At 41.8% G+C, this 11,863-nt stretch carries 12 protein-coding genes; 7 read left to right on the forward strand and 5 right to left on the reverse strand.

Features of this window, described 5'->3' with window-relative positions:
* Nucleotides 1–106: 106 nt before the first annotated feature.
* Nucleotides 107–1,339: a multifunctional CCA addition/repair protein gene (locus tag ACED29_RS11735; protein ID WP_371697738.1), complete on the forward strand. Its 1,233-nt coding sequence runs from the start codon at nucleotides 107–109 to the stop codon at nucleotides 1,337–1,339.
* 280 nt (nucleotides 1,340–1,619) lie between these two features.
* Nucleotides 1,620–1,886 (forward strand): Lpp/OprI family alanine-zipper lipoprotein, encoded by a 267-nt coding sequence (locus tag ACED29_RS11740; protein WP_124017059.1) that lies wholly within the window; start codon nucleotides 1,620–1,622, stop codon nucleotides 1,884–1,886.
* 386 nt (nucleotides 1,887–2,272) lie between these two features.
* Here ACED29_RS11740 and ACED29_RS11745 read toward each other — a convergent pair whose 3' ends face one another.
* The 4 genes from ACED29_RS11745 to folB form a co-directional block, all read right to left on the reverse strand.
* Nucleotides 2,273–3,115: a putative RNA methyltransferase gene (locus tag ACED29_RS11745; RefSeq protein WP_124017058.1), complete on the reverse strand. Its 843-nt coding sequence runs from the start codon at nucleotides 3,113–3,115 to the stop codon at nucleotides 2,273–2,275.
* Nucleotides 3,116–3,204: 89 nt separating this feature from the next.
* Nucleotides 3,205–4,005 (reverse strand): undecaprenyl-diphosphate phosphatase, encoded by an 801-nt coding sequence (locus tag ACED29_RS11750; RefSeq protein WP_124017057.1) that lies wholly within the window; start codon nucleotides 4,003–4,005, stop codon nucleotides 3,205–3,207.
* 38 nt (nucleotides 4,006–4,043) lie between these two features.
* Nucleotides 4,044–4,556, reverse strand: a complete 513-nt coding sequence (gene folK / locus ACED29_RS11755) for a 2-amino-4-hydroxy-6-hydroxymethyldihydropteridine diphosphokinase (protein ID WP_124017056.1) — start codon at nucleotides 4,554–4,556, stop codon at nucleotides 4,044–4,046.
* Between the two features lie 38 nt (nucleotides 4,557–4,594).
* Nucleotides 4,595–4,948: a dihydroneopterin aldolase gene (gene folB, locus ACED29_RS11760; RefSeq protein ID WP_182722506.1), complete on the reverse strand. Its 354-nt coding sequence runs from the start codon at nucleotides 4,946–4,948 to the stop codon at nucleotides 4,595–4,597.
* Nucleotides 4,949–5,226: 278 nt separating this feature from the next.
* Here folB and plsY point away from each other — a divergent pair, with 278 nt between their 5' ends.
* Entirely contained in the window at nucleotides 5,227–5,820 is a 594-nt protein-coding gene (plsY, locus tag ACED29_RS11765) for a glycerol-3-phosphate 1-O-acyltransferase PlsY (RefSeq protein WP_371697747.1), read from the forward strand.
* 72 nt (nucleotides 5,821–5,892) lie between these two features.
* On the opposite strand, the gene tsaD is transcribed toward plsY, so the two are convergent.
* Nucleotides 5,893–6,909 carry a tRNA (adenosine(37)-N6)-threonylcarbamoyltransferase complex transferase subunit TsaD gene (gene tsaD, locus ACED29_RS11770; protein ID WP_182698996.1) on the reverse strand — a complete coding sequence of 339 codons (1,017 nt, stop codon included), beginning with the start codon at nucleotides 6,907–6,909 and terminating at the stop codon, nucleotides 5,893–5,895.
* Between the two features lie 458 nt (nucleotides 6,910–7,367).
* On the opposite strand from tsaD, the gene rpsU reads away from it, so the two are divergent.
* The 4 genes from rpsU (at nucleotide 7,368) to rpoD (ending at nucleotide 11,840) form a co-directional block, all read left to right on the forward strand.
* Entirely contained in the window at nucleotides 7,368–7,583 is a 216-nt protein-coding gene (rpsU, locus tag ACED29_RS11775; protein WP_006080725.1) for a 30S ribosomal protein S21, read from the forward strand.
* Between the two features lie 7 nt (nucleotides 7,584–7,590).
* Nucleotides 7,591–8,034, forward strand: a complete 444-nt coding sequence (locus ACED29_RS11780; RefSeq protein WP_124017052.1) for a GatB/YqeY domain-containing protein — start codon at nucleotides 7,591–7,593, stop codon at nucleotides 8,032–8,034.
* Nucleotides 8,035–8,123: 89 nt separating this feature from the next.
* Complete coding sequence (dnaG, locus tag ACED29_RS11785) at nucleotides 8,124–9,851, forward strand: DNA primase (RefSeq protein ID WP_371697739.1); 1,728 nt, start codon at nucleotides 8,124–8,126, stop codon at nucleotides 9,849–9,851.
* A 150-nt stretch (nucleotides 9,852–10,001) separates the two neighbouring features.
* Nucleotides 10,002–11,840: an RNA polymerase sigma factor RpoD gene (rpoD, locus tag ACED29_RS11790; RefSeq protein ID WP_124017050.1), complete on the forward strand. Its 1,839-nt coding sequence runs from the start codon at nucleotides 10,002–10,004 to the stop codon at nucleotides 11,838–11,840.
* Nucleotides 11,841–11,863 lie beyond the last annotated feature (23 nt).

Genomic DNA, 11,863 nt, shown 5'->3' on the forward strand with positions numbered 1-11,863 from the left:
CTGACGGCTCACGTTAATGCTTGTGCAACAGCTTGTCAAAAGTTAGCCGTAAAAATCTAACTCTGATAAGATTTAAGCAACTTATTATTACACGTTGTGGTACGCCATGAAGATTTATTTAGTCGGCGGGGCCGTGCGCGATACACTTCTTAAACAAACTGTTGTCGACAAAGACTATGTGGTCGTTGGCAGCAGTATTGACGAAATGTTGGCTCAAGGCTATCAGCAAGTCGGAAAGGACTTTCCGGTTTTCTTACACCCAAAAACTCAACAAGAATATGCACTGGCGAGAACAGAGCGTAAAACAGGTAAGGGTTACCAAGGGTTCAGCTGCGATGCTAATAAAGATGTCACTCTTGCTGATGACTTACTGCGCCGCGATTTAACCATTAATGCCATTGCACAAGATAGCGAAGGTAAACTCTATGATCCCTACCATGGCATTGATGATATCCACGCCAAAGTACTGCGCCATGTATCCGACGCCTTTATTGAAGATCCCTTGCGTGTATTGCGAGTGGCGCGATTTGCGGCTCGATTTCATCACTTAGGTTTTACCATTGCAGCTGAAACCTTACAGTTGATGACCGATATCGCCAATAGTGGAGAATTAGAGCACCTCACGCCAGAACGCGTATGGCAGGAATGTGATAAAGCATTAAGCAGCCAAAGTCCGCAAATATTTTTCGCCGTTTTAAAGCAATGCCAAGCATTAACCGTGTTATTTCCAGAAATTGATGCGTTATTTGGCGTCCCCCAACCAGCAAAGTGGCACCCAGAAATAGACACCGGCGTCCATACGCTGATGGTTTTGGAGCAAACCAGCCTACTAAGCAGTAATAAAGCGGTCCGCTTTGCAGCATTAGTACATGATGTGGGCAAGGGGTTAACCCCAAAACAAGAGTGGCCGAAACATCATGGTCACGGCCAAAAAGGCTTAAGCATCATTAAAGCACTTTGCCAACGAATACGCGTGCCTAATGAATACCGTGATTTAGCCTTATTGGTTAGCGATCAACATCAGAATATTCATAATGCTTTTGAACTGAGGGCTGAAACCATCGTTAAACTGTTTGATAAAGGTGATTTCTGGCGTAAACCGCAACGGTTAACAGAGCTTTTATTATGTTGTCATGGCGACATAAGAGGACGAACTGGATTTGAACAAGCAAACTATCCGCAAGCTGAATTTTTACAACATTGCTATGAGTTGGCCAGCAACGTAGATGTGCAATCAATTATTAGCGCGGGTTACCAAGGATCGCAAATTAAAAGCCAACTTCAACTAACGCGCTCAGAAACAGTTAATAGTTATATAAAACAAAGAATTGAACCATAATGGTTACATCAGTAATCGCCTATTTAGGTTTTTATGTAAAAAAGCGGAAAAATGCAATTTTTAGCGGAGAATAAGCAATAAATCACTAAGATTTATATAAAATCGATAAATAATGATGCTTTTTGCCCAGCCAGCTTGCAATTTTCTTTTATTTCGCTATTTTAATTAAACAATGTTAAGTTTGCCTATAGCAAATTAAAAAATCTGTGACATAATTACGCCGTTGCAAAGGCACATGCCGTTGCACTATTTAACAACCTATATATTAAGGGATTTACCCATGAACAAGAAAGTACTGATGATTGCTGGTGTTGCGATGACTGCTTTATTAGGTGGTTGTGCTAACACTACTGCTTTAGAAGAAAGCGTAGCAAACCTAGGTAACAAAGTTGATCAACTATCAGCAGAAGTTGGTTCTTTAAAGTCTGAGCAAAGCAAGCTATCTGCCGATGTTAAAGGTGCTAAAGCTGCTTCTATGGACGCACAAGCCGAAGCTAAACGTGCTAATGACCGTTTAGACAACATGGCTTCTTCTTACAAAAAGTAAGAACTGCTATTAAAAATTAGCTTATTTAATAGGTTGATTATTAGGGCTTGATTGTTGATTCCACTACTTTGTAGTATTTCAACATCAAGCCTTAATTATTTGTGCTTATTTAAAATGAGGTATCAAGCGGTATCAAGCGGTATCAAGCGGTATCAAGCGGTATCAAGCGAAAAATCTAAACACCTACGTCTTCTCGACAGCAAATTTTTTACGATTTAATCTATATCGCCTTCAACCATTTAGCCTTTGAAAGCCATCTATTCCAAACCCTCGTATTAGCACTTATAGCGCCTAATCACTAAGCGCCCTAGCCCTTTAACGCTCTCAGCGCATTGTCGTCATTATCGCTTGTTATCAGCCTTCTCGCTCGTTACCTTTTCGACCATTTATAAACGTTTTTTTAGGACTAAAATTTGCCAATTAAACTCTAAATCGGCAATCGCAGTCGATTTCACTTGATGCTTTAGCTGATCATTTGCACGCCATCCAAAGACCGACATATCAAGTAATGTTAATGCCTGCTCACCAGTAACAGATTGAACGAATACAACTTGTTGCTGCGATTCAATTTCAACATCGTTGGGTAAATTGAGTTGAAGCGGCTTCTCAACTAAGTCGGGATAAACTTGTTGTTTTATCTGCCATAAATGACGAACACCCGGCTGTAAAAGCACAATACGTCCATCATCTTTTAAAATTCGAATGCACTCTTTACCTTTTAGAGGTGAATCAAGTACTGTGACAATGTCGATTGATTGCGCTTCAAAAGGTAATTTTTTTAATGCTAACAATAATAAATTAGCTGGTGTTTCAGCTTTAGCGGCTGCGAAAATAGCATTTTCAGCATCGGTAATTCCCCAATGCTCACATGACACATTTGCTTCAGCTAAAGCTGGAACAAGCTGACGTAAATAGAAGCCATCAGCACACTGGTAATCGATATGCTGTAATTGGGTTTCGCCACGTGAGGTACACAAATCCAACAACACGGTTTGGAGTTGCTTAATTAGCGGTGCAAACAAACCTGACTCTAATAAAAAATGTCGTCCGCGCATTTGCTGGCGAGACTCCACTTGTGGCTTAGACTTAGCCTTAGTGTTGCTCAGTAGTGGCCAATAGCCATTAGGATGCTTATCAAAATGATGTTTATTGTCGCAATAAAATCCCGATGAAGCTTGATGTTGCATGAGTGGAGCAGAACACACTGGACATAATAAAGATAACGTCATAATTACACTGATAGTTAATTAAAAGAGCATAAAACAAAACGGGTTGATACCAACCCGTTTTGCAAACAAAGGTCGCTTAGATGCTTACCCTAAAGGTAGAGTAATCCAAGCAATACCGCACCAAGAACCAGTCGGTATAATACAAACGGTGTCATGCCTATTTTGCTAATAAACTTTAAAAAGAAATGAATACATAAATAGGCCGCAACAAAGGATACAACAATACCTAAACCAAGCGCTTGGTAATCGATAGGTGCTGGGCTGGTCACTAAGTCTTTGGTCACCAATAACGCTGCACCAAAACTTACCGGCACAGACATCAGAAATGAAAATCGTGCAGCAGCTTCACGGGTCAGCCCTAACATCAGTGCGGCTGTCATGGTAGCGCCTGAACGTGAGGTCCCAGGGATTAATGCCATCGCCTGAGCTAAACCAATAAGCAACGCTTTTTTCCAGCCCATTTGAAATTCGTTTAACTGCGCTTTTGACATTCTATCGGCCAACCACAGCAACAGACCAAACACGATTGTTGTGATAGCGATGACTAAGGTATTTCTAAAATGGGTTTCTATAAAATCTTTGGCGGTAAAGCCAACAATAACCGCAGGTATCGTGGCTAAAATAATCCACCAAGCGAGTTTACTTTCTTGCGTTTGTTGCTTAGCGACTAAACTGATAAACCAAGCTTTAGCCAGTGCCACTATCTCATGACGGAAATAAATCACTACCGCAAATAAAGAGCCAGTATTTACCGCAACATCAAATGATAATCCTTGATCAGCCCAACCTAAAATTTGCGACGGTAAAATTAAATGTGCCGAGCTAGAAATCGGCAAAAACTCAGTCAGCCCTTGGATTAATGCCAGCAAAATAACTTGTAACGTGTCCATATCTTTCCTTTGTAAGAAATTAACTTATTGATGAATAATTAATATTTAACGGGTAATAATTCGGCTGGGAACTCGAAGGTAATAGGCCATAACTGCTGGCGTTGCTTGTCATAGTCTTGCCAAAGCGCACCATAGGTCTGTAGCGTCACCGGATGGGGTAACTCAGGGGCAATTTCAGCTAAAGGCCATAAAACAAAGGCATTAAACAAAATTTCGCCGCGGGGAAGTTCTACCGGAATGTTACAAATCACATCGTCATAGAGCAGCAAATCAATATCAAGGCTTCTAGGGCTAAATTTTTTCTCACCTCTGATACGGCCGTTGTCTTGCTCAATTTTCTTAAACGTTGCCACAACCTGTGCAATCGATAATTCGGTATCAGCAGCGGCAACCATGTTTAAAAAATTAGTGCCTTTGAAGCCAACCGATTCACTCTCATATACGCGTGATAATTGTAATGGGCCAAAATATTGCTGTAAATCAACCAAACCGGCTTTAAGATGTTGCTCAGGAGAAATATTGGTGCCCAAGCTAATGTAAATACGTGCCATTGACTGACCTAATGCTAAACGAAAAAATAAAATAACACTTAAATGTTACCGCGTTCAATCTCAACACCAACAGAAACCGCATGAGGTATTGCCCCGGGCTTCATCACGACCACTTTAACCCAAGGCACATTGAACTCTTGTTGCAAACAATGGGCAATCATTTCAGCGACAGTTTCAATCAACTCAATCGGATTTTCAGTGATCAGTGCGGTTAAACGATTCGATACGGTTTCATAACACAAAGCATTTTCGTAACTATCACTAGCAGCGGCAAGACGATTGTCCCATGCCATATCTAAATCGATAAGTAATGTTTGATGGATCTTTTTTTCCCACTCATAGATACCAATTATGGTCTCTATCGCTAGCTGACGGATGAGTACTTTATCCATATAATTCCTACCTTAATCGACATAAAAACTTTCAAGAACATCCTAATCAAACTTAATTATCGATTAAATGCTTAATAATCCACATTTAAGCTTTTTCCTAATCAGTTAAAGCAGTAGGATAGGCGCTATTGTGCAATTAATATCAACGAAATGGTTAATGTTAACGCAAAGGTGGCTTCAGAGGATACTGAAAATCACTTGCCCAACAAATCAATGCGCGATGATACCCTAAGAAGAGTAAGGAAACCAATTTGAACGCCGTTACTGTCACCGTGTTGATGATCATTGCCGCCTACCTAGCGGGTTCGATCTCAAGTGCCATACTGGTTTGTAAAATAAGAGGTTTACCCGATCCAAGAACCAGCGGTTCCGGCAATCCTGGGGCCACTAATGTGCTTCGCATCGGTGGAGTCAGTTCGGCAGTATTAGTATTATTTTTTGATATGCTTAAAGGCGCTGCGCCCTCTTACCTTGGCTATAAAATGGGACTTGATGCGGCATCATTAGGCTTCATTGCTGTCAGCGCCTGCTTAGGGCATATATTGCCAATCTTTTTTGGTTTTAAAGGCGGTAAAGGTGTCGCGACCGCTTTTGGTGCAATGGCTCCCATTGGTGGAGATTTAGCCCTTTGCCTAATCCTGACTTGGATTGTATTTGTGCTGTTAACGCGCTATTCATCTGTGGCTGCTATGGCAACGGCCACCTTAGCGCCTTTTTACACTTGGTGGTTAGATGAACGCTTCATTCTTCCTGTCGCTATGCTATCAACGCTAATTTTAATTCGTCACAAAGACAATATTGGCCGTTTGCGTCACGGTGAAGAAAGCAAAGTCTCACGAAAAAAATCCATTAAAAAACCCGATGCCAAATAGTATCAGGTTTTCATTAATAGCAATCGTAGAATCACTTGCTAGACTAAGCTACCAATCGCATAAACTCATCGATTAATCGACTGCAGGTAAGGTATCCAAAGGCCACCTTGGTTGGCCTTTAACCGCGAGTCCTTCAGTGTGTCCAGCACGTAAGCGCTGTAATCCAGCATAAGCAATCATGGCACCATTATCAGTACAAAACTCTCCGCGAGGATAATATACCTGCCCACCTAGATTAGTCATCATTTCGGCTAATGATTCACGTAAACGAGTGTTAGCACTCACACCGCCAGCGATCACTAATCGCTTATAACCTGTCTGCTTTAAAGCTCGTTTACATTTAATCGCTAAAGTATCAACAACGGCTTCTTCAAAAGCACGGGCAATATTGGCACGAGTCTGCGGATCGTTAGGCTCTTTAGCAATCGTGTTTGCAGTAAATGTTTTTAAGCCTGAAAAACTAAAATCTAACCCAGGTCTATCGGTCATTGGGCGCGGAAACTTATAGCCTACTGATAAGCCTTTTTGAGCTAACTTGGCTAAGCGAGGGCCGCCAGGATAATCTAATCCCATTAACTTGGCTGTTTTATCAAAAGCTTCACCGGCCGCATCATCTACAGACTCACCTAACACTTGATAACGACCAATGCCTTCAACTTGTACCAACATTGAATGACCACCAGAGACTAGCAAGGCTATGAAAGGAAATTCTGGCGCATCATCTTCTAACATAGGCGCCAGTAAATGCCCTTCCATGTGATGTACACCAACAGCAGGTTTGTTCCAAGCATAAGCTAACGATCGCCCTACACAGGCTCCTACAAGTAAGGCACCAATGAGGCCAGGACCTTTAGTGTACGCTACGCCGTCGATATCATTTAAGCTCGAATTAGCTTGCGCTAAGGCCTGTTTGATTAAAGGCACAATTTTACGAACATGATCACGAGAGGCAAGCTCAGGCACAACACCACCATAGTCGGCGTGCAATTTAACTTGGCTATATAGCACATGTGACATTAAGCCTAATTTATCATCATAGACTGCTATCCCAGTTTCATCGCAGGATGTCTCAATACCAATAACGCGCATAATCTCTCGTCTTCATTAAAATAAGGCCGCCAATTCTACCCGTCTCTGCGTCAATACTCCAATATTTCAGGATTAAATAACACAAGCGATGAATAAGAGTTTCGGTTAACAAATCCAAGTTATAAGCTTGTTTTATACAAACCTAATGCTCAATTTAACGATTAGGTGACGATAATTTCGCTAATCATGATGCGCTTTATTTAACGCAGACCATACTGCTCTGAGACTAAGGCAGATGCGGCGCAGTTATCCAAGATGACCGCATTTTGATTCACTATCACAAAATAGCACGATGAGCCGCTCCCTAAAGAGAAAATCAAGTCAGGGGGTTTACAAATGGTCACCGCTCGGTGTAAAATTCCGCACCATTTTAAATAGCCTTTGGTTTGAGTTAAATCACTAAAAAAGTTTAGTCGATTTAGTCATCCAGCATAACTACACCTAAGGGGTGATGGCGTATGCCAATTATTAAAGTACGTGAAAACGAACCATTCGACGTAGCTCTTCGTCGTTTCAAGCGCTCTTGTGAAAAAGCAGGTATTCTAGCTGACGTGCGTGCTCGTGAATTTTACGAGAAGCCAACTACTGCCCGTAAGCGTGCAAAAGCAGCTGCAGTTAAGCGTCTAGCTAAGAAGCTTTCTCGCGAAAACGCACGTCGCGTACGTTTATATTAATCTCATTATGAACTTAACCGAACAGCTAAAAGACCAAATGAAAGATGCTATGCGCGCTAAAGAAAAAGTGCGCCTAGGAACAATTCGTATGGCTCTTTCTGCCATCAAACAGATTGAAGTGGATACCCGCGAAACACTGACTGATGAACAGACAATAGCTGTATTAACCAAGATGGTTAAACAACGCCGCGATTCGATTGCTCAATATGAAGCAGCGAATCGTCCGGAGTTGGCAGAGGCAGAAGCAGAAGAAATTCGAGTAATCGAAAACTTCTTGCCTACGCCGCTAACCGAAGATGAAGTTGCAGCGATTATCGATGCAACAATTATTGAGGTTGGTGCTGGAACCATGGCGGATATGGGTAAAGTAATGGGAGCATTAAAATCTAAAGTTCAAGGCCGTGCAGATATGAGTGCCATTGGTACAATGATCCGCGCTAAATTGAAGTAATCAATTTTTAATGTTGAATAAGCCGTGCACTTGCACGGCTTGTTTGTTTAAATCAGTTGATAAAGTAAATTCGAGAACAACAGCAATCAATGGCGATACCTCGTGATTTTATCAATGAGCTAATAGCTCGAGTAGACATAGTCGATCTAATCGATCGTAAAGTGCCGTTGAAAAAAGCCGGTAAGAACCATTCGGCTTGTTGTCCTTTTCATAGCGAAAAATCACCCTCTTTTACCGTCAGTAGAGACAAACAGTTTTACCACTGTTTTGGCTGCGGTGCCCATGGCAATGCTATTGATTTTGTCATGGAATATGATCGCCTAGAATTTGTTGATGCCATTGAAGAAATTGCCGGTCAGCTTGGTCTTGCAGTACCACGAGAGCAAGGCACAGGAAAAAGACCTGATCAAGGATTAAGTCGAGATTTATACGAACTGATGGAAGAAGCCAACCTCTTCTATCAAAGCCAGTTGAGGCAGCATACAGACAAACAGAAAGTTATCGACTATCTTGAGTTTCGCGGATTATCGACTGAAGTTGTTGAGCAGTTCGGCATTGGGTTTGCTCCCGACGGTTGGGATGGTTTACTGGGTCGTTACAGGCAAAATGTGCCCGCCCAAGATAAATTACTGACAGCAGGCATGTTAATTGCCAATGATAGCGGTAAACGCTATGACCGTTTTCGCGACAGATTAATGTTCCCAATACGCGATCGTCGTGGTCGTGTGGTTGGATTTGGTGGAAGAGTTTTGGGTGACGGTACCCCAAAGTACTTGAATTCTCCAGAAACGCCCATATTTCATAAGGGTAATGAACTTTATGGTTTATATGAGCTAAAACAAAAGCACCGTGATCCTCAGCATGTATTAATTGTTGAAGGATATATGGATGTCGTCGCACTCGCCCAGTTTGGGGTTGATTATGCTGTAGCGTCATTAGGCACAGCAACTACGGCAGAACAATTTCAACTTTTATTACGTAGTGCCAAGGAAGTTATTTGCTGTTACGACGGCGATAAGGCAGGAAAAGCAGCAGCTTGGCGTGCTCTTGATACAGCTCTTCCTATATTAAAACCAGGTGTTCAAGTTAGGTTTATGTTTCTTCCTGAAGGAGAAGACCCTGACTCATTAATTCGTAAGATTGGAAAAGAAGAATTTGAAAGTCGCTATTCAGCAAGTAGCACATTAGAAGCCTTTTTATTTGATAATTTAGCGTTAATGCATGGTCTGAATGAAGCTGCGTTGACGAAAGATGCTATTTCGTACATAGAAAAGGTACAAGACAGTGTTTTGCAAGGAATATTGTTAAAAAACTTAGCATATAGAATGAAAAAGAATAACATCATTGAATTAAGAAGAGATATTAATATCAATGTTGCAAAACAGAAACCATTAAATGCGAAAGGCTTACAAGGTCGTGGCACGCCATTAAGATTGGCCATTGGCCTACTGGTCCAAAACCCAAGTTTAGGCTTTGGTTTGGCAAAACAGCCTGCACTAGATCGATTACAGATGACCGGCATAGAATTGCTCAATCATTTGTTAGATATAACTCGAGAGCAAACGTTAAACAGCGCACAACTACTTGAAATGCATAGAGAGCATGACCAAAAAAGCACTCTAATTAAGCTAGCCCAATGGGATCATCAAGTGGCGGATGAAAACGTACTGCCAGAGTTTAAACAAACCCTGATTTGGTTAAACAACCAATATATTGAACAACGATATCAGGAGTTAAGCCTGAAACAGGCTTTAACGAAAGTTGAAAAAATACAGCTAACTAAGCTGATTTCTATAATGAAAGGCATAGCGAAGTAGTTCGCAGCTTATTCGTTAAGAATATGCGAACAAACATTGCCATGGACTAGCTAAGGTTAGCCCACACAGCTATAATTGACGATTTGCGTGCCACTTAGCATAGCTAACTGGCCTATCGTTTTATCAGTTCCCCAAAATTGGATGATATCTATGGATCACACTCCGCAGTCGCAACTCAAACTGTTGCTCGCTAAAGGTAAAGAGCAAGGTTATTTAACCTATGCAGAAGTGAACGACCACTTACCTGCAGACATGGTCGATTCCGATCAGATTGAAGATATTATCCAGATGATAAATGACATGGGTATCCGCGTTTTTGAAGAAGCGCCAGATGCCGATGACATGATGATGTCGGAAGACAACACAGACGAAGATGCTGCAGAAGAAGCAGCGGCAGCTCTCGCAACCGTAGAAAGTGAGTTAGGCCGAACCACAGACCCTGTGCGCATGTATATGCGTGAGATGGGCACGGTAGAGCTACTTACCCGCGAAGGCGAAATTGTTATTGCTAAACGTATCGAAGAAGGTATCAACACTGTACAGAGTTCTGTCAGTGAGTACCCTCAAGCGATTGCAATGATCTTAGAACAATTCGATAAGTATGAAGCTGAAGAATTGCGCTTGTCTGATATTATCTCTGGATTTATCAATCCTGACGACGATGACGTCGCCCCTACCGCCACCAACATTGGTTCTGAATTAGCGGACTCTAAAAAAGATGACGATGATGATGACGATGACGATGACGACGATGAAGAAGAGGAAGAAGGCAACAAAGGGCCTGATCCTGAAGAAGCTAAAGAAAAATTCACTCAACTTAGAGAAGCCTACGAAAAAAGCTTAGCGATCATTGCCACAAAAGGCCGTGACCATCCTGAAGCGATTGGCTCATTATTTGTTATTGGTGAATTATTCAAAGAATTCCGTTTAGTACCAAAACAGTTTGACCGTTTAGTTAAAAGCATGCGCAACATGATGGACCGCGTTCGAATTCAAGAACGCTTGGTCATTAAACTGTGTGTTGAACAAGCTAAAATGCCAAAGAAAAACTTTATTAAAGCATTCACTGGCAACGAAACAAACTTAGATTGGTTCAACAAAGAAAAAGCCAGCACCAAGCCTTACGCTGAAGGTTTGCGTATGATCACTGATGACGTCACACGTTGTGTGACCAAGTTAGGTGCTATCGAAGTTGAAACAGATTTAACCATCGCAGGCATCAAAGACATTAACCGTCGTATGTCTATCGGTGAAGCGAAAGCTCGCCGTGCGAAAAAAGAAATGGTTGAAGCTAACTTACGTTTGGTTATCTCTATTGCTAAAAAATACACCAACCGTGGTTTACAGTTCTTGGATTTGATTCAAGAAGGTAACATTGGTTTGATGAAAGCGGTAGACAAGTTTGAATACCGTCGTGGTTACAAGTTTTCGACTTATGCAACGTGGTGGATCCGTCAGGCAATCACTCGTTCAATCGCTGACCAAGCCCGTACGATCCGTATTCCAGTACACATGATCGAAACCATCAACAAGTTGAATCGTATTTCGCGTCAAATGCTTCAAGAAATGGGCCGTGAGCCGTCTCCTGAAGAATTGGCAGAACGTATGATGATGCCTGAAGATAAAATTCGTAAGGTACTGAAAATCGCTAAAGAGCCAATCTCAATGGAAACCCCAATCGGTGACGATGAAGATTCGCATTTAGGTGATTTTATCGAGGACACTACCCTCGAGCTACCATTAGACTCAGCCACAAGCGAAAGTCTAAAGAACGCTACACACGAAGTCCTAGCTGGCCTAACAGCCCGTGAAGCAAAAGTACTGCGTATGCGTTTTGGTATCGACATGAATACCGACCACACGTTAGAAGAAGTGGGCAAGCAGTTTGATGTAACGCGTGAACGTATTCGTCAAATTGAAGCTAAAGCGTTACGTAAATTACGTCACCCTTCTCGCTCAGAAATCTTAAAGTCGTTCTTAGACGAGTAAACGTAAGGTTTACGCTCTATAGC

The organism is Shewanella sp. 5S214, from assembly GCF_041439795.1.
In the GTDB taxonomy this organism is placed as follows: Bacteria; Pseudomonadota; Gammaproteobacteria; order Enterobacterales; family Shewanellaceae; genus Shewanella; species Shewanella vesiculosa.